20 protein-coding genes are annotated in these 23,331 nt (G+C 62.8%); 15 read left to right on the top strand and 5 right to left on the bottom strand.

The window, feature by feature from the left end:
* Nucleotides 1-5: 5 nt before the first annotated feature.
* Complete coding sequence (locus NKJ64_RS03860; protein ID WP_023710977.1) at nt 6-1,817, bottom strand: DUF1217 domain-containing protein; 1,812 nt, start codon at nt 1,815-1,817, stop codon at nt 6-8.
* A 144-nt stretch (nt 1,818-1,961) separates the two neighbouring features.
* Here NKJ64_RS03860 and motA point away from each other — a divergent pair, with 144 nt between their 5' ends.
* From motA to NKJ64_RS03830, 6 genes are read left to right on the top strand one after another with little or no spacing between them, the layout of a single operon-like run.
* On the top strand, nt 1,962-2,837 hold the full coding sequence (motA, locus tag NKJ64_RS03855; RefSeq protein ID WP_023671751.1) for a flagellar motor stator protein MotA: 876 nt from the start codon (nt 1,962-1,964) through the stop codon (nt 2,835-2,837).
* A gap of 35 nt (nt 2,838-2,872) precedes the next feature.
* Nucleotides 2,873-3,805: a FliM/FliN family flagellar motor switch protein gene (locus NKJ64_RS03850; protein WP_023703971.1), complete on the top strand. Its 933-nt coding sequence runs from the start codon at nt 2,873-2,875 to the stop codon at nt 3,803-3,805.
* Between the two features lie 33 nt (nt 3,806-3,838).
* Nucleotides 3,839-4,228, top strand: coding sequence for a flagellar motor switch protein FliN (gene fliN / locus NKJ64_RS03845; RefSeq protein ID WP_352462002.1), 390 nt, complete (start codon nt 3,839-3,841; stop codon nt 4,226-4,228).
* Nucleotides 4,229-4,272: 44 nt separating this feature from the next.
* Nucleotides 4,273-5,289 (top strand): flagellar motor switch protein FliG, encoded by a 1,017-nt coding sequence (locus NKJ64_RS03840; protein WP_352462001.1) that lies wholly within the window; start codon nt 4,273-4,275, stop codon nt 5,287-5,289.
* A 13-nt stretch (nt 5,290-5,302) separates the two neighbouring features.
* Nucleotides 5,303-6,385 carry a flagellar biosynthesis protein FlhB gene (flhB, locus tag NKJ64_RS03835; protein WP_023683475.1) on the top strand — a complete coding sequence of 361 codons (1,083 nt, stop codon included), beginning with the start codon at nt 5,303-5,305 and terminating at the stop codon, nt 6,383-6,385.
* Nucleotides 6,382-6,819, top strand: a complete 438-nt coding sequence (locus NKJ64_RS03830) for a BspJ family T4SS effector nucleomodulin (protein WP_023671756.1) — start codon at nt 6,382-6,384, stop codon at nt 6,817-6,819. The genes flhB and NKJ64_RS03830 overlap by 4 nt, the downstream gene beginning before the upstream one ends.
* 31 nt (nt 6,820-6,850) lie before the next feature.
* Here NKJ64_RS03830 and NKJ64_RS03825 read toward each other — a convergent pair whose 3' ends face one another.
* Both NKJ64_RS03825 and NKJ64_RS03820 read right to left on the bottom strand, forming a co-directional pair.
* Entirely contained in the window at nt 6,851-7,621 is a 771-nt protein-coding gene (locus NKJ64_RS03825; protein ID WP_023686334.1) for a helix-turn-helix transcriptional regulator, read from the bottom strand.
* Nucleotides 7,618-8,328 carry a helix-turn-helix transcriptional regulator gene (locus tag NKJ64_RS03820; protein ID WP_023671758.1) on the bottom strand — a complete coding sequence of 237 codons (711 nt, stop codon included), beginning with the start codon at nt 8,326-8,328 and terminating at the stop codon, nt 7,618-7,620. Before NKJ64_RS03820 ends, NKJ64_RS03825 begins: the two co-directional genes overlap by 4 nt.
* A 506-nt stretch (nt 8,329-8,834) precedes the next feature.
* Between NKJ64_RS03820 and NKJ64_RS03815 the strand changes: the two genes are divergently transcribed.
* Nucleotides 8,835-11,741 carry a M16 family metallopeptidase gene (locus tag NKJ64_RS03815; RefSeq protein ID WP_352461999.1) on the top strand — a complete coding sequence of 969 codons (2,907 nt, stop codon included), beginning with the start codon at nt 8,835-8,837 and terminating at the stop codon, nt 11,739-11,741.
* 61 nt (nt 11,742-11,802) lie between these two features.
* The gene (locus NKJ64_RS03810) at nt 11,803-12,996 is read left to right on the top strand and encodes a TMEM43 family protein (RefSeq protein ID WP_023733427.1); all 1,194 of its coding nucleotides are present in this window, start codon (nt 11,803-11,805) and stop codon (nt 12,994-12,996) included.
* A gap of 86 nt (nt 12,997-13,082) precedes the next feature.
* On the opposite strand, the gene NKJ64_RS03805 is transcribed toward NKJ64_RS03810, so the two are convergent.
* Both NKJ64_RS03805 and NKJ64_RS03800 read right to left on the bottom strand, forming a co-directional pair.
* Nucleotides 13,083-14,114 (bottom strand): histone deacetylase family protein, encoded by a 1,032-nt coding sequence (locus tag NKJ64_RS03805; protein WP_023733426.1) that lies wholly within the window; start codon nt 14,112-14,114, stop codon nt 13,083-13,085.
* Nucleotides 14,115-14,138: 24 nt separating this feature from the next.
* Complete coding sequence (locus NKJ64_RS03800; protein WP_023714009.1) at nt 14,139-14,792, bottom strand: TetR/AcrR family transcriptional regulator; 654 nt, start codon at nt 14,790-14,792, stop codon at nt 14,139-14,141.
* Nucleotides 14,793-15,068: 276 nt separating this feature from the next.
* Here NKJ64_RS03800 and NKJ64_RS03795 point away from each other — a divergent pair, with 276 nt between their 5' ends.
* The 7 genes from NKJ64_RS03795 (at nt 15,069) to NKJ64_RS03765 (ending at nt 23,253) form a co-directional block, all read left to right on the top strand.
* Nucleotides 15,069-16,748 (top strand): amidohydrolase, encoded by a 1,680-nt coding sequence (locus NKJ64_RS03795; RefSeq protein WP_352461997.1) that lies wholly within the window; start codon nt 15,069-15,071, stop codon nt 16,746-16,748.
* 156 nt (nt 16,749-16,904) lie between these two features.
* Nucleotides 16,905-18,005: an ABC transporter ATP-binding protein gene (locus tag NKJ64_RS03790; RefSeq protein ID WP_023699750.1), complete on the top strand. Its 1,101-nt coding sequence runs from the start codon at nt 16,905-16,907 to the stop codon at nt 18,003-18,005.
* A gap of 2 nt (nt 18,006-18,007) precedes the next feature.
* Nucleotides 18,008-18,928 (top strand): ABC transporter permease, encoded by a 921-nt coding sequence (locus NKJ64_RS03785; protein ID WP_023828190.1) that lies wholly within the window; start codon nt 18,008-18,010, stop codon nt 18,926-18,928.
* Complete coding sequence (locus NKJ64_RS03780; protein ID WP_023671766.1) at nt 18,921-19,721, top strand: ABC transporter permease; 801 nt, start codon at nt 18,921-18,923, stop codon at nt 19,719-19,721. Before NKJ64_RS03785 ends, NKJ64_RS03780 begins: the two co-directional genes overlap by 8 nt.
* A gap of 23 nt (nt 19,722-19,744) precedes the next feature.
* A complete protein-coding gene (locus NKJ64_RS03775) occupies nt 19,745-20,779 on the top strand; it encodes an ABC transporter substrate-binding protein (RefSeq protein WP_023683465.1) in 1,035 nt (344 codons plus the stop codon).
* A 62-nt stretch (nt 20,780-20,841) separates the two neighbouring features.
* Nucleotides 20,842-22,038 carry a serine hydrolase domain-containing protein gene (locus tag NKJ64_RS03770; protein ID WP_023691711.1) on the top strand — a complete coding sequence of 399 codons (1,197 nt, stop codon included), beginning with the start codon at nt 20,842-20,844 and terminating at the stop codon, nt 22,036-22,038.
* A 33-nt stretch (nt 22,039-22,071) separates the two neighbouring features.
* Entirely contained in the window at nt 22,072-23,253 is a 1,182-nt protein-coding gene (locus tag NKJ64_RS03765; protein ID WP_352461996.1) for a serine hydrolase domain-containing protein, read from the top strand.
* Nucleotides 23,254-23,331 lie beyond the last annotated feature (78 nt).

Here is a 23,331-nt window from a genome sequence, read left to right as displayed (position 1 = left end):
TGTTCTCAGAATCTCAGTTTCTGCATGGCCATCATCAGATCGGTCGAGATGCCGACGGTGGTCGGCTGCGCAAACAGCACACTGATCGATGTCTGGGCGGTCGAGGTCGGATGATTGATTTCCCAAAGGCTGGTGAAGCGGGTGAGGAATTTCTCGAGCTTGGCCGGGTCGGTGAAATCGGTGAGGTCGAGCTTTGCGTCGAAGGCCTGCGCCTGCTTGTCGATATCTGCGGCAGCGAAGGAATCGGGCAGGCCGATGGCGGTGCGTACCACGCTGGCCAGGGCCGTGTCGGCCAGCACGTCGTACCAGTTGGTGATGGTCGAGGCCTTGCGCTCGAAATAGAGCGCCAACCGCACGCCCTCATTGGTCTTGCCGGCGTCTTCTTCCAGGGTCTGGCGCATGTATTTGTCGACCACCGGCTGCTGCGACGGGCTGCGGGTCGTTGCCGCTTCGCCGTAGGCCTCGAAATTCAACGAGGTGGCGAGCCTGGCATAGGCCTTGTTGGAGAGCTTGTTGGCGACACTGGCGGGATCGCGGACACCGCCCTCAAGGACATCACGGACGAGATCCTTGTTGGTGGTCGCCGGATCGAGCCCGCTTGCGGACAGAGCATAGTTATAAAGGCGGCTGTCGGCCATCAGGTCGTCGACCGATTTCACCTTGGTGATGTTGGCGAGGTAGTAGCTGGTCTCGGCCTGGACGGCGTCCGCATTCGGCTTGATGAGGCCAAGACTGGACTCGGTCGTGTAGAGCTTCGGCGTGGTCTTCAGCACCGCGTCGCGCGTGATCGTCTGATCGCCATACTGGGCAAAATCAAAGGCGCTGACGAAGTTGGCGTAGCTCTTGTCGGTCAACAGGTTGGCGGGACTCAACGGATCGGTGACGCCGCCATTGACCATGGTGCGGATCTGCTTCGTCGTCTGGGTCGATGCATCAAGCCCATAGGCAGCCATGGCGAAGGTCAGCAGGCGCTTGTCCTTCAGCAGGTCTTCGATGGACTTCACCTTGGAGATGTTGGCTGCGTAGTAGTCGGCCTCGCCCTTGATGTATTGCGCGGTCGGCTTGACGAGCAACAGTCCGGTTCCGCCGATCACAGCCTTCGGCACCGCCTGCTGGACGGCGTCGCGCGCCGTAGCCTGGTCGCCATATTGGGCAAAGTCGAAAGCCGCGACGAAAGCCGCATAGCCCTTGTTTGTCGACGTGTTTGCGGGGCTGTTCGGGTCGGTGACGCCGCCTTCCAGCATGGCCCGCACGGTCGCAGCCGGCTCGGCGTCGGCGTCCAGGCCGAACGCGGCCATCGCATAGGTGAGCAGGCGATCGTTGCCCATCAGGTCGTCGATCGATTTTACGTTGGAAATGTTGCTCAGGTAGTACGAGGTTTCGCCCTTGTAGTAGGTGAAGCCGTTCTGCGAAGGGCCGACCGAGACCTGGAGACCATAATTGTTGGTCACGCCCTGCTGTGCCGAATTGTAGCTCGTGGCATTAGCGCCAAGTGCGGCGAAATTGAAGGCCGACACGAACTCGGCATAACGCTTGTCGCTCAGTTTGTTGGCGAAGCTGTCGGAATCCGACACCCCTTCCTTCAGGGCTTTGACCATGAAGGCCTTGGCGTAAGCCATGTCGCCGAGACCGAAGGCTTTCATGGCATATTTGAACAGCCGGTCGTTCTTGACGAAATCGTCGATCGATTTCACGCTGCCGATGTTCGCGAGATAGTAGTCGGTGTCGCGCTTGGTGATCGGCTCCGCCTCGATGCGGTCGATCGCCTTGGGGATGTCTCTGGCGATGAGCTGGTAGCTGGTAAAAGTGCTCAACACGACATGCCTCCGGTCGCAGCTTCAAAAGCAAGACTATGCGGACTTGCTTGCGCGAGGCTGAATCGCCTCACCTTGCATGATTCAAGCCTCACACAAGGCACGGGGGCTATCGGTTAGGCCTGACGTGATGCGGAAGGATCTGGCGTGGGCATTCTGATCGGACTTGTGGTGACGCTCGGCTGTGTTCTCGGCGGCTTCATGGCGATGGGCGGCCATCTGCATGTGCTGATGCAGCCTTGGGAAGCGGTGGTCATCTGTGGCGCCGCACTTGGAACCTTTCTCGTCGCCAACCCGATGAAGACGGTCAAGGACACCGGCAGGGGTATCCTCGAAGCGTTCAAGCAGGCGGTGCCGAAAGAGCGCGACTATCTGGAGACGCTGGGCGTGCTGCACAGCCTGATGCGCGAACTGCGCTCGAAGTCGCGCAGCGAGGTCGAGGCGCATATCGACAATCCGGAGGAGTCGGCAATCTTCCAGGCGTTCCCGACCGTGCTCAAGAACCACGACCTGACGAATTTCATCTGCGACTACTGCCGCATCATCATCATCGGCAATGCCCGCTCGCATGAGATCGAGGCGCTGATGGACGAGGAAATCCAGACCATCAAGTCCGACAAGATGAAGGCTTACCATGCGCTGGTGGCGGTGGGCGATGGTCTGCCGGCGCTCGGCATCGTCGCCGCCGTGCTCGGCGTGGTCAAGGCGATGGGCGCGCTCGACCAGTCGCCCGAAATCCTCGGCGGCCTGATCGGCGCCGCCCTTGTCGGAACCTTCCTCGGCATCTTCCTGTCCTATGCAGTGGTCGGGCCGGTCGCCACCAAGATCAAGACGGTGCGCGAGAAGAAGAACCGCCTCTATATCATCGTCAAGCAGACGCTGCTTGCCTACATGAACGGCGCTCTGCCGCAGGTGGCGATCGAGTTCGGCCGCAAGACCATCTCGTCCTATGAGCGGCCGACGATCGATGCCGTCGAGCAAAGCACGATGAACACAGCTTCCGCCGAGAAGAAAGCGGCTTGAGCCATGCATGACGACAGACAGGACCGCACGCCGTCATGACAAGTCCTGGCAGCCCCTCGCAAGCCCGCTCGCTGATCATTGAGCGTCTGGTCGGTGACAGCGGTGAGGCCGCTCACGTCATCGGCACCGGGCGCTCGATGGGGGAGCGCGCACTGCCGCTGCTGCAGAAGAGCCTGGCCGGCGAGCTCGGTGCACCGGTCACCGTCGACCTGCGCACGGTCGAGATCAGCCGTGTTCCCGATGCCCGCACGAATGCCGGCGATGCCTTTGCCATGGCCATCATAGCATCGCCGACGTCTTCGGATGCGATGACGCTGGTGGCTGATGCGCCGGCCATCGCCGTGATGGTGTGCGCGCTGTTCGGCGGCGATCCGGATCAGCCGGTTTCGCCGATCGAGCGCGCTCTGTCGCAGATCGAGACCGATGTCGCGACCACGGTCTTTCAGGAAGTTGCGCAGGCGTTGAACGGATCGGGCCGGCGCTCGCTCGAGCTGCGGCTGCCGGTGCCGCGGGCGCTTTCGGGCAGCGAAGCCAAGCGCCGCGTGCTGCGCGATGGCGCGGCGGTGCGCATCGTCTTCGGCATCTCGACGCCGACCGACAGCGGAACGGTAACGGTGATGATCCCGCAGCGCATCCTGCTGGCCACACGCGGTATCGCCGATGTCCACGACAGCGAAGGCACGACCTCCGACTGGCGGGCACGTTTTTCCGAAGAAGTGATGCGCTCGACGGTGACGCTCGAAGCGACCATGCCGCTGGCCCGCCTGACGCTCGGCGACCTCGCCGGCTTCGAGCCGGGCCAGATCATCGAGCTCGAGGAGACGGCGCAGTCCCAAGCCAAGCTGAGCGCGCGCGACAAGACGCTGTTTGTCTGCGAGTTCGGTAAACTCGGGCAGAACTACACCGTCCGGATCAGGCATCCTTACGATGCCGGTCAGGATTTTATCGATGGGCTCATGCCGGGCTGACGCCGGGCAAGCCCAAGCATCTGGAGACGAGTGATGGCCAAGACCAAGGTGGAAGCCAATATCGACCAGCCGGACGAACAGCTCGACCGCGCCATCGAGGAATTGCGCGGTGTCCTCCAGGAGGAGGAAAAGCGCCCCGGCGCCGCCTTGCGGGCTGCCACGTCCGGCGCCAATTCGAACATCATCATGAGCATCCCCGTCGATGTGCAGATCATCCTCGGCAGCACGGAAATGTCGGTGTCGGACCTGATGGCGCTGCAGAAGGGCTCGACGGTGGCGCTCAACCGGCGCATCGGCGAACCGGTCGATGTCGTGGTCAACGGCCGCAAGATCGCGCGCGGCGAAATCACCGTGCTGGAAAGCGATCCGTCGCGCTTTGGCATCAGGTTGACCGAAATCATCGCTGCCGCCAAGAGCGCCTGAGGATTAGACGACATGCGGTCTCAGCAGCGATCGGAGCTTATGCCATGACGACGCCGGTGACGCTCACGCGCCCACAAAAGGCCGCCGCCATCCTGGTGGCGATGGGCAAGCCTTCGGCCAGCCGGCTGCTGAAATTCTTCAAGCAAGAAGAACTGAAGGCACTGATCGAAGGGGCGCGGCTGCTGCGCACCATTCCGCAAAGCGACCTCGAACGCATCGTTGCCGAATTCGAGGCCGAGTTCACCGAAGGTGCGGGCCTGCTCGATTCCGCCGACCGGATGGACACGATCCTCAATGAATCGCTGTCGCCCGAAGAGATGAGCGCCATCATGGGCGACAAGCGCTTCGAGGTTGCGCCGGAAGGACCACCGCCGATCTGGCCGGAGCTGGAAAAGCTCGAGCCGACGCGTCTGGGCACGTTCCTTGCCGCCGAGCATCCCCAGACCGCGGCCATGGTGCTGTCGAAGCTTGCGCCGCAGGCCGCCGCCAACATTCTGCTGACGATGGAAAAGCCGATGCGCAGCCAGATCATCAAGCGCATGGTGACGATGGCGACCATTCCGGACGCGGCGACCAGGATCATCGAGAACCAGCTGCGCGCCAGCGTGCTGGCGCAGACAGCGACCAAGGACATCTCGGCGGGACAGGCGCGCGTCGCCAGTATGCTCAACGAGATGGACAAGCCTCAGTTGGAAGAGGTCATGCAGGATCTGGAAGAGGCCGGCACGCCGGACCTCGGCGGTGTCCGCTCCAGGTTGTTTGCCTTCGACGATCTGCCGCTTTTGACGCAGAAGGCGCGGGTGCTTCTGTTCGACGGGCTGTCGACCGAACTGATTACGCTGGCGCTGCGCGGTGCAGCACCCGCATTGACGGAATCGGCGCTCTCGGCGATCGGCGCACGGTCGCGGCGCATGATCGAGTCCGAGCTCGGACAGGGCTCGGAAGGCATTCAGCTTGCCGACATCATGACGGCGCGCAAGAACATCGCGGTGGCGACAATCCGGCTTTCGCGCGAGGGGGCTTTCGAACTGCCCTCATCGCAGCAGAGCGAAGCGGCTTAACGCCGAGCGCTGAATGGCTGAAGCGGCGGACAAAGACTCCAAAACCGAAGACGCGACCGAAAAGAAGATCCGCGACACCGTCGAACAGGGCAAGCTGCCCCATTCCAGGGAGGCCGCACTTCTGGCGTCCTTCATCGCCATACTGGTGTTCACCGTCTTCTACGCCAAGGACGCGGTCGTTGATCTCGGCATGTTCCTGTCGATGTTCCTGGAAAAGCCCGAGGCGTGGCCGATGGACACCGAGACCGACGTCATCGCGCTCTACAAGACCGTGATGATGGAAATAGGCAACGCCGTCGTCAGCCTGCTGGTGCTGCTGGTGGTGGCCGGCATCGGCGCCTCGGTGCTGCAGAACATGCCGCAAGTCGTCGGCGAGCGGATCCGGCCGCAACTGTCGCGCATCTCGATAGCTAAGGGCTGGACCAGGATGTTCGGTATTCAGGGCTGGGTAGAATTCCTGAAATCGCTGGGCAAGCTCGGCTTCGCCAGTATCGTGCTCTACTTCACGCTGTCGCAGGACTACCGCCAGCTCCTGGCCGGCATGATCACCAACCCCGTCGCTTTCGGCCTCGTCATCAAAAGCATCACCGTCGACATATTGGTGGCGATCGTCTTCGTCATGGGGCTGATCGCGGCGGTCGACGTCGTCTGGTCGCGCTTCCATTGGAAGCAGGATCTGCGGATGACCAAGCAGGAGGTCAAGGACGAGTTCAAGCAGTCCGAGGGCGACCCGATCATCAAGTCGCGGCTGCGCTCGCTGGCGCGCGACCGGGCGCGCAAGCGGATGATGACGGCGGTGCCGCGCGCGACGCTGATCATCGCCAATCCGACGCACTTTTCCATCGCGCTCAGATATGTCCGCGACGAGGATTCAGCACCCATGGTGCTGGCCAAGGGCCAGGACCTTGTGGCGCTCAAGATTCGCGAGATTGCCAAGGAGCACAACATCCCGATCTTCGAGGACGTGGCGCTCGCCCGCTCCATGTACAAGCAAGTTTCGGTTGATAGCGTGATCCCGTCGCAATTCTACCAGGCCGTCGCCGAACTGGTGCGGATCGTCTACTCCAAAAAGGCTGAGCGGAGACAAATTTCATGAACCGCCAACCGCACGCAAAATCCCGCGAACTCATCGTCGCCAAGGCCATCGAGCAGGTGGTCGACGAGTTGCGGCTGATCGACGTCGCCGACTACATCGCCTTCATCCGGCTCGAGCATTTCGCTTGCCTGTCGGATCTGGTGGATTCGGCTGTGGAGCTTTTTTTCCTCCCAGGCACGCTCAGGCTCGGCCATGGCGGAGAGGCACATGTCGACTGGAGCGGCAGCCCGCGCATCGTGCTCGATCTCGAGCTTCGGCCGCCGGGCGTCACCGTCTATTTCCAGCTGACGCTGAGCGAGGAGAGGTCTTCGGTCGCGGTCAACTATGTGTCGTTCGAAAAGCCCGGGGAAGACCCCGAGCACAACACCGCTTTGCTGGAGACGGTGATCGAAGAGGCGCGAATCCGCAGGACCGAGCCGCTCGCCTATCGCTGATCTTTTGTCTTACTCCAACTGCCAGACGCGATCACTCGATCAGCCCCAGCCGCAGCGCCTTGGCCACCGCCTGGTTGCGGTTGACCGCGTTGAGCTTCTGCGTCGACTGGGTGAGATACTGGTTGGCGGTGTGGACCGACAGCTTCAGCAGCCTGGCGATCTCTTCGCTGGTGTTGCCGTTGGCGGTCAGCTTCAGGCACTCCAGTTCACGCTTGGAGATCGACCGCATCCGGCCGGCATCGTTCGGACGAATGCGGGCGACGGCGGCGAACAGCGAAAAACAGCGGGCGTGGATTTCGTAGAGCGTGTCCTCCGGCAGAGCGATCGTCGAGCCGAGGAACACCACCAGCCCGCAATGGCCGCGATCGGCATGGACGGGAAAGGCAATGCCGTTGGTGCCCGGCGCCAGCGGCGCCGTCCGCTCCGCCCAGGCGAGGTTCTGGAAGACGGCGTCCGAGCCGGCGATGCCGTCATCGGCCCACCAGCGCGGCGCTGTCGAAGCGCCGCTGTGGCGCACCATCTCCTCGCCATTGGCGCCGGCAATGAACTTGGTTGTCACCGCGGTGGCTGGATAGTCGGAATCGAAGCTCGGCACCAGGCGCGCCCGTTCCGGCGAGGGGCTGACGAAGTAGAGGCCAAACGCCGACGCGTTGATGTCGACGGCGATCCAGCGGCAGCGGCGCACCGCGTCCGGGATGGTAACGGCATGGTGCGTCTCGGAACCGATGGAGAAGGCGCCGAACGGATTGCGCTGCTCGTTGAAAAGGGCTTCGGCCGCCGCCTTGATGTCAGCGTGTTTCAAATGATGCCGCTCCTGATCGCCGTGGCGATGGCCATCGCGCGGTTCGAGGCCGCGAATTTCTGGATGGCGTGGGTGATGTAGCTGTTGACGGTGTTGGACGAGACCCCGAGGATCACCGCGACCTCATCGGTGGTCTTGCCTTCAGACACCCAGAACAGGCATTCGCGCTCACGGTCGGACAGCGGGTCCTGCATGGCGGCGGCGGCGATCAATTGCGGGATAGCGGACAGCGCGTAGCAGCACTTCAACTGAGCCTTCATCAGCGCCGGCTGGTCGATACTGCCGGCCTCGGCCGCCGAGAAAAGCGCAAACAGCCGCTGGCGACCGACATTGAGCCGCAGTGAATAGACTTCGGCATGGCCAAGCACGTCGAGCAGGCGCGCCTCTTCGCCGGTGAGCAGTCCGCCGGCGTCGGGCGCCGCGGCGGCGACCAGTGGCCTCGGGCGGATGCCAGGTGCAACGGTCAGCGGTCCCTGGGCAAGGCCGGCGATCAGCCGCTTGCCGATCAGTTCAATGGCGTCGAAGATCCAGTTGGATGAGACGATGCGGGCGTCGTTGCGATCTTGGTCGTGGACGATGGCGACGAGCATGTAGCTGTCGGCGCCGATCTCGGCGGCAAGCTGCATGAAAAAGGAGGTGAGATCGCCGCGCGATTCAAGGCGCGAGCCTAACGTATCGGATTGGAGAAGCGCGGCGGAACTGCTCATTGGATGCTTTGGTTGTATGTCATGGCCGGAGTCTTTTCTTGAGCCCGGACGCTGGGGCTAGCAGCGGCCGAACTTGAAGACGCATCACGTTTACGAAGCACTCACACGGCGCGGCGGTCGCGCTGATCGCCGAATCCATTCAGGGAACGCGAAGCCGTCCGCGTCTGGTGCCGGTCATTTGCCGGAACTTGAGACTTTGGGTGGTCGCCGCGCCCCCCAAGGACCGGCTGATTCGGGTCTAATCTACCCGCAGATGAATCCGACATCAAACGCGATTTGACAAAATCAATATTATTGGACTCAAGCGACTCAGGGGCGGCTTCCGCGGCCTTTTCCGCCGCAAAAGGCCTGAAACGCCGACACGAAAAAGCCAGAGGGTGTTGCGATACTGCGTATCGAGGGCCGATCGATTCCGATAGGGTCTCGGCAGCCGGCAGGGGTGGGCATCCCTTCGGTCATACGGCGGATTTGGCGGCGCTTGCTCGCGGCCATCAGCATCGGGGGTCATGATGAAGCAGGTTTTCCTGGCGTTCACGGTGGTGCTTGCGGTTCTTGCCGGTATGGAAGCGCCCGCCAAGGCTGAGCCGACCGTTACCTATGCGCTCGACAACGGGCTGCAGGTGGTGCTGGTGCCCGACCATCGCGTGCCGAAGGTGGTGATGAACCTGCGCTACCGCGTCGGGTCGATGAATGAACCCGCGGGACGCTCGGGCTTTGCGCATCTGTTCGAACATCTGATGTTTTCCGGCACGCCGGCCTGGCCGAACGTGTTCGGCGCGCACGCCGCGCTCGGCAACGAGATCAATGCCTGGACCACCGAAGACGGCACCGTTTATTACGTCGACGGGCTGTCGTCGTCACTGCCGATGATCCTGTCGCTGGAGGCCGACCGCATGGCCAATCTCGGCCGTTCGGTGACTCAGGCCAAGCTCGATCTGCAGCGCTCGGTGGTCAAGAACGAGATGCGCCAGAACGTGCTCGACAAGGCCGGCGCATCCGGCTGGGAAGCTTTCTGGTCCGGGCTGTTCCCGAAGCCGCATCCCTATAGCCGCATGGTCATCGGCTCGGTCGCCGATCTTGATGCGGCGACGCTCGACGATGTCAGGGGTTTCTTCAACAGCTACTATCTGCCCAACAATGCGGTGCTGGTGCTGGTCGGCGACTTGGAGATCGACGACACCAAGGCGCTGATTGCCGACACGTTCGGCCGCGTGGCGCGCGGCGCCGATGTGGCGCGGCCCGCCGTGCCGGCACCGACGCAGGCCCGGCTCAAGCTGGTGCTCGAGGATCGTGTACCAAGCCCCATCGTCGTGGTCGGCTTCAGTGGCCCGGTGGCGCAGTCGCCCGACAATGGTGCGCTCAGCATTGCCGCCGAACTGCTCGGCAACGGCGAATATGGATTTTTGCGCAACCGGCTGGTTTCGCAGTTGGGCATTGCCACCTATGCCAGCGCGAGCTGGACCGGCGGTCTGCTCGGTGGCCGCTTTACCTTCGAGGCGGGTGCCGCCGAAGGTGTGGCGCCGGAAGCGCTGGAAAGCGCGATGAAAACGGCGTTCGCGGATTTCCTGAAGACCCCGCTCGATCCGGTCGATGTCGAGCGTGCGCGCACGGGCATCTTGCAGGCAGCGCGGCTCGGCAGCGAAGCACTGAAGGATCGCGCCGGCGTCGTCTCCTACAATGCCGACGTGCTCGGCGATGCGCAGAGCGCGCTGGTCGACGACCCGCGGGTGAAGGACGCCAGCGTGGCGGATGTCGAGGCCACGATGAAGCGGCTGTTGAAACCGGAAGACGCCAGCGTGCTGGTGCTGAAGCCCGGACCGCGCGGCGGCTATCCCGATGCACTGATCGGCTCGTCCGGCACACCGCAGCCGTTCACCGCGCCGGAGCGAGCGGCGATCGACATTCCGAAGCATGCGGCCGGGCAAGCGCCTTCGGCAACACTGCCCGCCATGGAAACGGCGACGCTCTCGAATGGCATCAAACTCGTCCACTACACAATGCCGGAAGCGCCGATGGTCTATGTCGCGGCCAGTGCCGCCGGCGGCTGGAACAGCGTGCCGGAAGGCAAGGAGGGATTGCTGGAGCTTGCAGCAAGCATGGCGACACGCGGGGCCGCCGATCGCGGCTCGGCTGATTTCGCCAAGGCGGCCAGCGACATCGGCGCCGGCGTCGGCCACCAGGCCGGAACGCTGACCACGATGATGACGCTCGGCGTGCCGCCGGAAAAGCTCGACCAGGGTATTGGCCTGCTCGCCGACGCGGTGCTGAAGCCTCGTTTCGACAAGACCGAATGGACGGTGCTGATGGCGCAGACAGTCGACTGGCTAAACGGCCGCGAGGCGGATCTGCCCGGCGTTGCCGGCCGCATGGCAAAGGCGACGCTGATCCCGCAGGTGCCGGGCAAGGCAGCGGTGGACTGGTCGGCAAAGGCGCTGGCCTCGATCTCGCTCGACGAGGCGAGGGACGCATTCAAGGCGGAGTTCACGCCGAAGGCGGTGACCTTCTACAGCGTCGGCCCGATGCCGGTCGCGACCGTCGCCGCCAGCCTTGAAAAAGCATTTGGCGCGTGGACAAGCGACACCGCCGGCTATGCCGTCGAGCCGTCGCCGGCGGCGCATTTCAACGGGGGACAGAAAGTGCTGCTGGTGCCCGAACCCGGCGCCAGCCAGTCGGCGCTGTTCGTGGCGCGGCCGGCGCCCGGCACCGACGAGAGCGAGCGCGCTGAATCGACCGCGGTCTCCAACCTGCTTGGCGCCGATTTCTCCAGCCGGCTGAATTCGGTGATCCGCGAGGAGAAGGGCTACTCCTATGGCGTGTCGAGCTATCTGATGAGCCCGATGAAGGCCGGCTCGGGATTGGTCGTGGCAACCACCGTCGAGCGCGCCAACACCGGGCCGGCGATTACCGAAATCCTGAAAGGATTTGCCGGCCTGACAACCTTGCCGGTAGCGCAGGACGAGGTCGACCGCACGGTGACCGTCTATCGCCGGGCGCTGGCTGGATCGGCCGAGACGTCGGCTGGTCTGTTCTCCTCGCTGATTGGCGCGGTCGGCAGCGGATCGACGCTGGAGGACCAGCAAACCCGCATGGCGGCGCGCACAAAGCTGACGCTCGATGCGGTTCAGAAACAGGCGCTGGCCCTGGCGTCGCTCGATCCGTCGCTGATCGTGGTGGCGGGCGACCCCGATGTGGTGATGCCGCAGCTTGCCGCGATCGGCCTCAAGGACGTCGAGATCGTCAAGCGTGACGAGGTCGGCGAAGAGACGGCGATGCGGGCGCTCGATCTTCTCGGAGGCAATCGCCAGGCGCCGCTCTCCGCATCGCCATGGCGGGTCGGCGATGGCGGCACGACACGGGCGGTGCATTCCTGTACAGGCGGTAGGGACTGCGGCGCGCAGATCCACGCCGACTGATCGATACGACGCGGCCGCCGGCCGCGTTTAAATCTTGGGCAACTTTGTTTCGGGGGAAACGATGAGCGATTCATTTCGGGAAGTCACATCCGTCTCGTGGTTCGGCCGGATCAAGCGTGCGGTCGGCGGGGTCATCTTCGGCCTTATGCTGATCGTGCTGATGGTGATCGGGCTGTTCTGGAACGAAGGCCGCGCCGTGCAGACGGCGCGCTCGCTGGCCGAAGGTTCTGGAGCGGTGGTTTCGGTCGGCGCCGACAGCGTCGATACCGCCAATGACGGCAAGCTGGTTCATGTCAGCGGACCGGTAACGGCGGACAGCGGCCTGGCGGATCCGGATTTCGGCATTGCGGCGCAAGGGCTGCGGCTGTCGCGGAGCGTCGAGATGTATCAGTGGAAGGAAGAGTCCAAGTCGGAGACGACGAAGAAGCTCGGCGGTGGCGAAGAGACGGTGACCACCTACAGCTATTCCAAGGTGTGGGACGACAGCCAGATCGACTCGTCGGACTTCAAGAAGCCGGACGGCCACCAGAATCCGCCGATGGAAATCCACGGCCGGACCTTCCAGATTCCTGAGGGCAAGCTTGTCGCCTTCGATCTCGATACGCCAGTGCTGGACCGTATCGAGGGTGACAAGGACTATTCGCTCTCAGCCGACCAGTCGGCGGCGATAAAGGCTGCCTATACCGGAACGAAACCGCTCAGCATCGTCGATGGCAAGATTTTTCTCGGCAATGACAACACGACGCCCGCTTTGGGTGACTATCGAATCGGCTACGAACTGGCGCCGCTGGGCGTGATCAGCATCATCGCGCGCCAGGCCGACAGCCGCTTCGAGCCCTACCAGACGCAAGCCGGCGATGCGCTGCTGATGGTCGACACCGGCAACGTCCCGGCCGAAAAGATGTTCGCCGACGCCGTCAGCGCCAACACGCTGATCACCTGGCTGCTGCGCGGCGCCGGCTTGCTGTTGCTGACCATAGGCTTTGCGCTGTTCCTCAGCCCGATCGGGGTGATCCTCGACGTCATACCCTTCCTCGGCAGCATGGCGCGGATGGGCACCGGCATCATCGCCTTCGTTCTGGCGATCCTGGTCGGCACGGTGACGATCGCGATTGCCTGGTTCTGGTACCGGCCGTTGCTGGCGCTCGCCATCCTGGCGGCAGGCGTGATTGCGGCGGTGATTGTCTACCGCATCGGCCGGTCGCGAAGGCCAGCCGTTCCGGTGGTTGCACCTAACCCGGCTGCGGCCGCCTAGATGGTCGGGGCGGCCGGAGCCGCCCCATATCTCTTTGGCGCAATCCGGCCGGAAAACCGCCTCACACTTATCCTGGAATTGCTTTCCTATTTGTCCTCGAAGCCGGTGAGCACGCCGACGGCGTTGATGCCGATCTCCTCGACGGCGTAGCCGCCTTCCATCACGAACAGCGTCGGCAGGCCGAGCTTGGCCATGCGCCGGCCGATCTTCGGATAGTCCGGGCTTTTCAGCTTGAACTGGCTGATCGGGTCCTTCTCGAAGGTGTCGACGCCAAGGGAGACGATGACGATATCGGGGGCGTAGGCGGCGAGCTTGACGCAGGCATCCTCCAGCGAGGCGTTCCAGGCGTCCCAATTGGTGCCGAAGGGCATGGGATAGTTGACGTTGAAACCTTCGCCGGCGCCGGCGCCGCGTTCATCGGCATGGCCGAGGAAGAACGGATACTCGACCATGGGATCGCCATGCAGGTTGAGAACCTGCACGTCGGCGCGTTCATAGAAGATCTCCTGCGTGCCATTGCCGTGGTGGTAGTCGACGTCGAGGATCGAGACGCGTTCGGCGCCCTGGTCGAGGAACCACTGCGCGGCGACCGCAGCATTGTTGATGTAGCAGTAGCCGCCCATGAACCCGGCACCGGCGTGATGGCCGGGCGGGCGGCAAAGCGCGAAGGCCGACCGCTCGCCACCCTTGACCAAGGCCGCCGCCGTCAGCGCCGCGTCATAGGACGATTTGATGGCGGTCCATGTGCCTTCGACGAAGGTGGCGCCGGCGTCGAAGGAGTAATAGCCGAGCAAGGCGTCGACGCGCTTGGGTGGCACGTCGCCGCGCAGGCCGCGCGTCGGCCAGGTGAACGGCATAGCCGTGCCATCGAGGCCGGCGGCCTTCCACGCCGGCCAGACGGTTGGCAGGAAGTCGATATAGTCGGCCTTGTGGATGCGCTTGGCGGCGGTGAGATCATGCTCGACCGGTCCGAGGATCGGCCCAAGCTTCTCGCTCTCGACCCGCGCCCTGATGAACTCGGCCCGCGACGGCTTTTCGAAACCCGGCACGATGGCTGATGTCACCAGTTCCATCTGGCCGGCATGGCCGGCATGAAGCGGCGAATAGACAGTCTTCATGAAATTCCTCTCGAAATAGCGAAATCAGTCAAGGTTGAGATAGGGGGTGACCAGAGCGAGCCACATTCTTTCCACATCGTCCTCGATGAGGTCGTATGTCTTTCGGTCTCTTTTCAGCCCCACAAGCCGGCAGGCGTGCCCGACATCCATCATCAGCACGCCGAGCCGGCTGGCGATCTTGTCCTCAAGGGCCGGGTTCACATGCTGCAGCCACGCGGCGTAAAGCGCGATGATCTGCTCGTCATATTCGTCCTGGATCGGCCTGAGGTCGGCATTGCCGGATATCGCCTCGATCACCGGCATCAGGGTGGCGTTTTCGAGATATATTCTGGAGGTATCGATGAAGAGCTTGCGCACCTCCTGCCGAAACTCGTCGCGGTTGGTGGGTGGGGTGACCTCGATGCGCCTGGCGATCACCTCGGGAAACGACGACAGCCAGCGCCGGGCGAGGTCGAGGAGAATGGCTTCCTTGTTGGGAAAGTACTGGTAGACCGAACCGACCGACAGGCCCGCGCGGCGGGCAATGGCGAGCGTCGTCGGCGTCTTGGTTCCTTGCTCCCGCGTCAGGGTCAGCGCAGCGTCGAGTATCCTGTCGACGACCTTGCTCGACCGTTCCTGCCGCGGCTGCTTGCGCGGTTCGAGCGCCATCCTGGTTTCGCGGCTGAGACTGCGCTTCACGGATTGATGCCTTCGTTCCCTGCCGGTTCAACACAGGTCCCGGTCTCAACATTGGCGTGGTGTGTTGTCCACAATACATTCGAAATTCGGCACGTTGACAAACGCGAATAATTAGTCGCATTCTTTTATCCACGCTGTTTTGAGAGATCACAAGGGGAATTTCGAAACAGCGCACCGGCATCAGTTTTCGTCCGATAACGCCGCTCCAGCGGAGTGGCAGCTTGTCGGACTAGAGGGTTGTCGGTCTCAGCCAGTCGTCAAAAGCGCGGAGTCGCGATGTCTGTCACGGGTGCGGGTCAAAATGCTGATCTGATCGTCATCAATGGTCGCGTGCGGACCATGGACGATGACAATCCCGCCGCCGAGGCGATTGCCGTCAAGGACGGCGCCATCATCGCCATAGGCAACCACGCCGCCATCGAAAAACTCAAGGGAACGACCACAGAGGTGATCGACGCCAAGGGCGGTTCGGTCCTGCCCGGTTTCATCGAAGCCCACATGCATCTGTTCTCGGGAGGGGCCGAGCTCGCGCATCTTCAACTCGGCGGTATCCATGGCTTCGAGGCGCTTCAAAGCGCCATCCGCGACTACGCAACGACGCGGCCCGAGGCGAAAATGCTTGTGGGCCAGGGCGTCGACTACACCGTGCTCGGCGACGAGCGGGTGACACGCCATCATCTCGACGCCATCCTGCCCGACCGCCCCTTCTGCATGGCGGCGCCCGACCACCATACGATGTGGGCCAACACCAAGGCGTTGGAGATGGCCGGCATCCTGAAGGGACGCACGCTCGGTCCGGGCAACGAGATCGTGATGGGTGACGACGGCCTGGCCGCGGGCGAATTGCGCGAGGGCGAGGCCTTCGGTCCGGTGCTCGACCTTGCCGGCGAAAGCCGGGTGCGGCTGGGGCTGTCGACCGGCGGCGAGCCCGACCCAATGCCGTCGGCCGCCGAGCGGGCCGCTGACCGTGACATCATGCGGCGCGGACTTGCCTGGTGCGCGCGCCACGGCATCACCTCGATCCAGAACATGGACGGCAATCTCTACCAGCTCGAATTGCTTTCCGAGATCGAGGCCGAGGAAGGCCTGCCCTGCCGCGTCAAGATCCCGTTCCACTACAAGAATTTCATGACGCTCGACATGCTCGAGAAGGCGTCCGTCATGGCCGAGCGCTACGACAGCGAGTGGCTGTCATCGGGCATGGTCAAGGTGTTCTATGACGGCGTGCTCGATTCCTGGACCGCTGTTATGGTCGAACCCTATGCGGATCGTCCCGACTGGGTCGGCGAGCCGCTGTTTACGCCGCAGCAATTTATCGATCTCGCCGTGGCTATCGACAAACGCGGGCTGCAGATCGCGGTGCACTCGATCGGTGACGGCGCGGTGCGCGCAGTGCTCGACGGTTACGAGGCGGCGCAGAAGCTCAATGGCAAGCGCGACAGCCGGCACAGGGTTGAGCACATCGAGGTCACCACAGCAGCCGACGTGCCGCGTTTTGCCGAACTCGGCGTCATCGCCTCGATGCAGCCGTCGCATCCGCCCGGCGCCATGGATTTTCCACTGGAGCCGACGGTGTCACGCATCGGACCGGCCCGCTGGCCGCTGAGCTATGCCTGGCGCACCCTGAAAAGCGCCGGCGCCCATGTCGTGTTCGCCTCGGACTGGCCGGTGGCGGCGATCGACCCGATCCTGAGCATTCAGGCGGCAGTGCAGCGCAAACCATGGGCAGAAGGCGATCCTGACCAGAGTTTCTCGCTGCAGGAAGCGATTGCCGCCTACACGGTCGAGGGCGCCTATGCCGAATTCGCCGAGCATCGCAAAGGCGTTCTGAAACCCCGCTATATGGCGGATCTGGTGGTTTTGTCGGCCGATATCGAGAAGACGGCGCCGGCCGATCTGCACAAGCTGCGGCCGGTGACGACGGTCTGCGGTGGCAAGGTCACCTACCAGGCCTGACAATGGCATGCGGCTTGCACAGCTTGCCGCTTGCAAGACGAAATGACCGACTGAACTGTGATTCAATGCCGGACTTGCCAACCTACCGGCCGTGTGGTCACATCGAACAGGGGAAAAACTCCGCCAGCAAGAGCGGGGTCAACAGTGAGGCGTATCGTGCCGGAAAAACCGGATCGGAATGCAATTGAAGTCGTAAACGTCAGTAAAATTTTCGGATCGGGTGAGGGGCAGGTCGCTGCCCTCGATACGGTCTCGGTATCTATCCGCGAGAATGAGTTTTTTACACTGCTGGGACCATCCGGCTGCGGCAAGACCACGTTGCTGCGGCTGATTGCCGGCTTCGACTTTCCAACCGCCGGCGAAATCCTCCTCTACGGCCAGGACATCGCGCCGTTGCCGCCCTTCAAGCGACCGGTCAACACCGTCTTCCAATCCTACGCGCTGTTCCCGCATATGACGGTCGCCGACAATATCGGCTTTGGCCTGGAAATGCTGGGCAAGCCGAAGGCCGAGATCAAGGCGCGCGTCGCCGAGATGCTGAAACTGGTGAAGATGGAGGCGCTGGCGGGCCGCCGCACCAGCCAGATCTCCGGCGGCCAGCAGCAGCGCGTGGCGCTCGCCCGGGCGCTGGCGCCGCAGCCCAAGGTGCTCCTGCTCGACGAACCGCTCTCGGCCCTGGACTACAAGCTGCGCAAGGAAATGCAGATCGAATTGAAGCGGCTGCAGCACGAGACGGGCATCACCTTCATCTTCGTCACCCACGACCAGGAGGAAGCGCTGACCATGTCGGATCGCATCGCGGTGATGTCGTCGGGCAAAATCCTGCAGGTCGGCTCGCCGCGCGACATCTACGACCGGCCGGCCGAGCGTTTCGTCGCCGACTTCATCGGCGAGTCGAACTTCCTCAAGGCGGATGTGGTTAGCGCGACTGGTGGCCGGGCGACGGTGAAGCTGCCGTCTGGTGTGGAAATCCCAGCCTCGCTGCCGGAAGGCTTCAGCCCCAGCGGCAAGGTCACCATCGTCGTGCGTCCAGAGCATGCGCAGTTGGGCACGGCCAGCCCGAGCGCTTCGCTGTCCGGCACCGTCGAAAACATCGTCTATCTCGGCACCGACACGCACTTCCATCTGCGCCTTGCCGGTGGCGAGCCGTTCATCGTGCGGCGTCAGAACAGCCGCGGCGCCGGTGACGGCTTCGTGCAGGGCGGCCAGATCGGCATCACGATCGGCAACGACGCCGCGCAAGTGCTGAAGGACTGATCATGGCGACCGCGGAACAAGTCGCCAAGGCAGCGCAGCGACGCGATGTGCGCGACCGCTGGCTTCTGTCAGCGCCAGCCTTGCTGGTGATCTTCCTCGCCGCGACCGGCCCCTTGCTGATCGTGCTGATCTACTCCTTCCTGACGCCTGGCCCCTATGGCGATGTGAAGTGGCAGTTCTCGCCCGATGCCTGGCTGTCGGTGTTCATGGAACGCGACATTTTCGACGATACGCTTTCGCTTGCGGCAGCGCATGTCACCATCTTCTGGCGCTCGATCAAGCTGGCGGTGATAACGACGATCGCCACTTTGGCATTGGGGTTTCCAACCGCCTATTTCATGGCGACGCGCAGCGAGAAAACCAGGGATCTCTGGCTGTTCCTGATCACCATTCCGTTCTGGACCAACCTTCTGATCCGCACCTTCGCCGTGCTGCAGATCATCCGCAACGAAGGCATCATCAACACCATCCTTATCAAGCTTGGTATCGTCTCGGCGCCGGTGCAGATCCTCTTCACCGACACGGCGATTCTGATCGGCATGGCCTATGTCTATCTGCCGCTGATGGTGCTGCCGATCTATGCCAGCATGGAGAAGCTTGATTTTCGCCTCGTCGAGGCGGGCTACGACCTCTACGCGACCCGTTTCAAGGTATTGCGGAAGATCATTTTCCCGCTGGTCAAACCCGGCGTCATTGCCGGCTCCATCCTGGTCTTCATTCCAGCCCTTGGCGCCTATGTGACGCCGAGCGTGCTTGGCGGCGGCAAGAATATGATGCTGTCCAACCTGATCGAATTGCAGTTCGGCCAAGGCCGCAACTGGCCGCTCGGCTCGGCGCTGTCGATCACGGTGATGATCATCGTCATGGTGGCGCTGCTTGCCTATGTGCGCAATGCCGGCAAGTCGGGGGTGCGGCATGGCTAAGAACTTTTCCATCAAGCACCAGACCGGCTTCACGGTGATCGCTGCGACCTGTTTTATCGTGCTCTATCTGCCGATCATCGTGCTGGTCGCCTATGCCTTCAACGCGGCGAACTCGACGTCCGAATGGGGCGGCTTTTCGATGCGCTGGTTCCAGTCGGCTTGGCAGAACGTGCAAGTTATCGACGCGACGCTACGCTCGTTCCAGATCGGCGCCGTCGCTGCGGTGCTGTCGACAATCTTTGCCACCATGGCCGCGCTCGCCACCACGCGCACCGCGTCCTATCCGGGCCTCACCTTCAAATATGCGGCGATCAACCAGCCGCTGATGGTGCCCGAGATCGTCACCGGCGTGGCGCTGCTGATCTTCTTCTCGCGCATCAAGATCTTCACCGGCTATTCCGGCATTGGCTATCTGATCGCCGCGCACACGGCGTTCTGCATCCCGTTCGCCTATCTGCCGATCCGGGCGCGGCTGGAAAACATGGACCTGACGCTGGAGCGCGCGGCCGCCGATCTGTACGCGACGCCTTGGAAGACCTTCCGCCGCATCACGCTGCCGCTTTTGTGGCCCGGCATACTGGCCGGACTGATGCTGGCATTCGTCATCTCGCTCGATGACGTCGTCATCACCGAGTTTGTCAAATCGGGCGGCCAGGATACGCTGCCCACCTACATGCTCGGCCAGATCCGCCGCGGCATCACGCCTGAGATCAACGCGATATCGACCGCCTTCCTGCTGCTTTCGGTCGCGATCGTCACGTTGTTTTTCTTCGTCAGCAGGAAAAGAGACTGAACCGACAAATGGGAGCTAAAACCATGAACTGGAAAACAACGACAGCCGCCATGGGGTTGGCGCTGCTCGCAACGACGAGCCTGGCCAGCGCCGATGGCGAGCTGAACATCTACAATTGGGGCAACTATACCAGCCCCGACGTGATCAAAAAGTTCGAAGCCAAATACAACGTCAAGGTGACCATCACCGATTACGATTCCAACGATACGGCGCTCGCCAAGGTACGCCAGGGCGGCACCGGCTTCGACATCGCCGTTCCGTCGCAAACCTACGTGCCGATCTGGATCAAGGAGGGCCTCGTGCAGGAGACCGATCCGGGCAAGATGGAGAACTTCAAGAACGTGGCGCCGGAATGGGCCAATCCAGACTTCGACCCCGGCCGCAAATATTCCGTGCCGTGGGCGCTGGGCACCGTCGGCGTCGTCGTCAACACCGATGCCTACAAGGGACCAGCCGACAGCTGGGGCATCATCTTCAACACGCCGGACGAGCTGAAGGGCAAGACCAATGTCGTTCCCGAGATGAATGACGTTATCTTCGCGGCGATCAAATATGTCGGCGGCCAGCAGTGCACCGACGACAAGACGGTGCTGAAGAAGGTGCGCGACACGCTTGTCGCGGCCAAGCCGAACTGGATCGCCATGGAATACAACACCATCGAAAAGATGGGCGCCGGCGACTTCAAGGCGACCAGCGACTGGAACGGTTCGGCGCTGCGTCAGCGGCTGGCCAATCCGGCCATCCATTACAATTATCCGAAGGAAGGCTACGGCCTGTGGAGCGATAACGTCGTCGTTCTCAAGGAAGCCAAAAATGTCGAGAACGCCAAGCTGTTCCAGAACTTCATCATGGATCCGGAAAACGCGGCCGGCCTCTCGGCCTTCCACCGTTACGCAAACGCCATTACCGGCTCGGACAAATACATGCCGGCCGATATGAAGGATGCCCCGGAAGTCGTCATTCCGGAGGCTGCGAAGGCACAAGGCGAATTCCAGAAGATGTGCGCGCCTGAGATCCAGGACATCTACACCAAGATCTGGACCGAACTGCAGAAATAACCGCAGTCTGACAGACCCGGCGGCATGCGCCGCCGGGTCTTTTCTTTTCCGGAATGGCTTTCATGGACTCCTATCGCAACAGCGATCCGCGGCCGTCGATCATGCAGGGCTCGCCGCCTCAAATGGTGCTGCCGAAGCTCGACTGGGACCGGCCGCCATGGAATCGCTGGGCCTTCCAACACATCCGCGAATTCCTGCCGACCATCGAGGTCTGGCGCGGTAATGGCCATCGCCATCGTCTTGAGCGCGCAGAGACCGATCTCGACGCGCTGCCGGTGGAAGACAGCAAGGGCCGTCCGACGACGCTCGTTGGCCTGCTCGACGAGACCTACACGGACGGCTTCCTGGTGCTCAAAGACGGCAAGGTCGCCTATGAGCGCTATTTCAACGGCATGGCCGAGCGCACGCTGCATCTGTCGCAGTCGATGGCGAAGTCGGTAACAGGCACCGTGTTCGGTATTCTGGTTGGGCGCGGCTTGATCGACCCGGCCAAACCGGTGAGCGCCTATCTGCCGGAGCTCGGCGCGACCGGCTGGGACGGCGCCAGCGTGCAGCATGTGCTGGATATGACCACCGGCGTGCGGTTTTCCGAGGAATACACCGACCGTTACTCCGACATCGGCCAGGTTGATGTCGCCACGGGCTGGAAGCCGGTGCCGCCGGACAGCGATCCGGATTTCCAATGGCCGCCGCATCTGTTCGAGTTGATCCTGCAGCTGAAGGACAAGGTGCGGCCGCATGGCGCCGCGTTCGAGTACCGCTCGATCGAGACCGACGTGCTTGCCTTCATCATGGAGCGGGTCACCGGTAAACGTCTGGCGCAGCTGGTGTCCGAGGAGCTGTGGCAGAAGCTCGGCGCCGACGAGAGCGCTTGCTTCACGGTCGACAGCGCCGGCTATGCGCTGGCCGATGGCGGCTTCAACGCGACGCTGCGCGATTACGCCCGCTTCGGCCAGCTGATCCTCGACAAGGGCCGCGGCATCGTGCCGGCCGACTGGATCGAGGCGACGCGCAACGGCAAGCATGGGCCGGACTTCAATCCGAGCCTGCCGGAGGGCAGCTATCGCAACCAGTTCTGGATCGAGAATCCGCGCACGCGCGCTTTGATGTGCCGGGGCGTGTTCGGGCAGATGATCCATATCGACTGGGACACCGGCATGGTCGTGGTCAAGCTTTCAAGCTATCCGGATTTCAGCAATGTCGCCTATTCGGTGGCAACGCTGAAGGCGGTGCACGCCATCGCCAAGGCGCTTGGTTGACCCACAACAAACCATCCCTCCGAGGAAACGTTCATGACCGGCAAGACTGCGTTCGAGACCCGCTACGGCTTTGCCCGCAATGAGGTGCTGCTCTCCAACTGGCGCGAAAGCCCGTTCAACCGCTGGTCGTTCCAGAACCTTGGCGAGCTGGTGCCTACCGCCCCCGTGGCGGCGACGCCGGGAAGCGTCGAGGCACCGGTGCGGGACCTGAGCGGCCTGCTCGGCGAAAACGTCCCCGTCGCCGGCGCGCCGGAGACGGTGGCCGAATTCCTCACACGTTCGAGCAGCGACGCGCTGACGGTGATGAAGGCTGGCAAGGTCATCGGCGACTGGTTCGCGCCCAATATGGATTTCGGTGCCCGTCACATCATCTTTTCGATCAGCAAATCGGTCACCGCGATCATCGCCGGAATACTGGAAGGCGAGGGCGTGTTCGACCCGGAAGCGCCGGTGACCCAGTACATTCCGGAAGCCGCCGGCTCGGCCTATGCCGATGCAAGCTGCCGGCATGTGCTCGATATGAGCGTCAGCCTCGATTTCGAGGAGGCCTATCTCGATCCCGAAAGCGCCTTTGCCCGTTACCGCCGCGCGACGCTGTGGAATCCGGGCGGCGGCACTGAAAGCTTGCGCGAATTCATTCTGACCTTGCAGCGGCTCGAAGAACCGCACGGCAAAACCTTCCGCTACCGTTCGCCCAATTCCGATCTGCTCGGCCTGCTGCTCGAACGAGCTTCCGGCCAGCGCTTCCCGGACCTGATGCGCGAGAAACTGTGGCTACCGCTGGGTGCTGTCAGCGAGGCTTCGATCGGCCTCGACATGGAAGGTACGGCGCGCACCGCCGGCGGCATTTCGGTGACGCCGCGCGACCTGGCGCGTATCGGCGAGATGATGCGGCAGGGCGGCACGGCCAATGGCCGGCGCATCGTGCCGGAAGGCTGGGTGCGCGATACGACCGTTGCCGGCGGCAGCGCGGAGGCCTGGCAGCGCGGCACGATGGTGCATCTGTTCCCGAAGGGCCGCTATCGCAACAAGTGGTACCAAACGGGTGCGGCAAACGGTGCTTTCTGCGGCATCGGCATCCACGGCCAATGGCTCTACGTCGATCCGAAGATGGAAGTGGTGTTTGCAAAAATGGGGTCGCAGCCGGTGCCTGAAGATTATCCGCTCGAACGCGAGATCGTTGCCTTTTTCGAGGCGCTGAGCGGGATGGTCTGAGGACGAGCCAAAGCAAGGCGCTTTCCTGTGGACCTCTTTGACGCTTGAGAACACTGCGGTTGGCGTGACGGACATCAG

Origin of the sequence: Mesorhizobium sp. M0062, assembly GCF_040323125.1 — a bacterium.
Taxonomy (GTDB): Bacteria; Pseudomonadota; Alphaproteobacteria; order Rhizobiales; family Rhizobiaceae; genus Mesorhizobium.
Note: the sequence above shows the minus strand (reverse complement) of the source record. Positions and strands in the feature narration are given on the sequence as shown.

Excerpts from the sequence above, each read along its gene's own strand:
- NKJ64_RS03810 (WP_023733427.1), top strand. The coding sequence starts at position 11,803 with ATGAGCGATTCATTTCGGGAAGTCACATCCGTCTCGTGGTTCGGCCGG.
- NKJ64_RS03775 (WP_023683465.1), top strand. The coding sequence starts at position 19,745 with ATGAACTGGAAAACAACGACAGCCGCCATGGGGTTGGCGCTGCTCGCA.
- flhB (WP_023683475.1), top strand. The coding sequence starts at position 5,303 with ATGGCTGAAGCGGCGGACAAAGACTCCAAAACCGAAGACGCGACCGAA.
- NKJ64_RS03850 (WP_023703971.1), top strand. The coding sequence starts at position 2,873 with ATGACAAGTCCTGGCAGCCCCTCGCAAGCCCGCTCGCTGATCATTGAG.
- fliN (WP_352462002.1), top strand. The coding sequence starts at position 3,839 with ATGGCCAAGACCAAGGTGGAAGCCAATATCGACCAGCCGGACGAACAG.
- NKJ64_RS03795 (WP_352461997.1), top strand. The coding sequence starts at position 15,069 with ATGTCTGTCACGGGTGCGGGTCAAAATGCTGATCTGATCGTCATCAAT.
- NKJ64_RS03780 (WP_023671766.1), top strand. The coding sequence starts at position 18,921 with ATGGCTAAGAACTTTTCCATCAAGCACCAGACCGGCTTCACGGTGATC.
- NKJ64_RS03815 (WP_352461999.1), top strand. The coding sequence starts at position 8,835 with ATGATGAAGCAGGTTTTCCTGGCGTTCACGGTGGTGCTTGCGGTTCTT.
- NKJ64_RS03840 (WP_352462001.1), top strand. The coding sequence starts at position 4,273 with ATGACGACGCCGGTGACGCTCACGCGCCCACAAAAGGCCGCCGCCATC.
- NKJ64_RS03820 (WP_023671758.1), bottom strand. The coding sequence starts at position 8,328 with ATGAGCAGTTCCGCCGCGCTTCTCCAATCCGATACGTTAGGCTCGCGC.
- NKJ64_RS03805 (WP_023733426.1), bottom strand. The coding sequence starts at position 14,114 with ATGAAGACTGTCTATTCGCCGCTTCATGCCGGCCATGCCGGCCAGATG.
- NKJ64_RS03785 (WP_023828190.1), top strand. The coding sequence starts at position 18,008 with ATGGCGACCGCGGAACAAGTCGCCAAGGCAGCGCAGCGACGCGATGTG.
- NKJ64_RS03765 (WP_352461996.1), top strand. The coding sequence starts at position 22,072 with ATGACCGGCAAGACTGCGTTCGAGACCCGCTACGGCTTTGCCCGCAAT.
- NKJ64_RS03830 (WP_023671756.1), top strand. The coding sequence starts at position 6,382 with ATGAACCGCCAACCGCACGCAAAATCCCGCGAACTCATCGTCGCCAAG.
- NKJ64_RS03770 (WP_023691711.1), top strand. The coding sequence starts at position 20,842 with ATGGACTCCTATCGCAACAGCGATCCGCGGCCGTCGATCATGCAGGGC.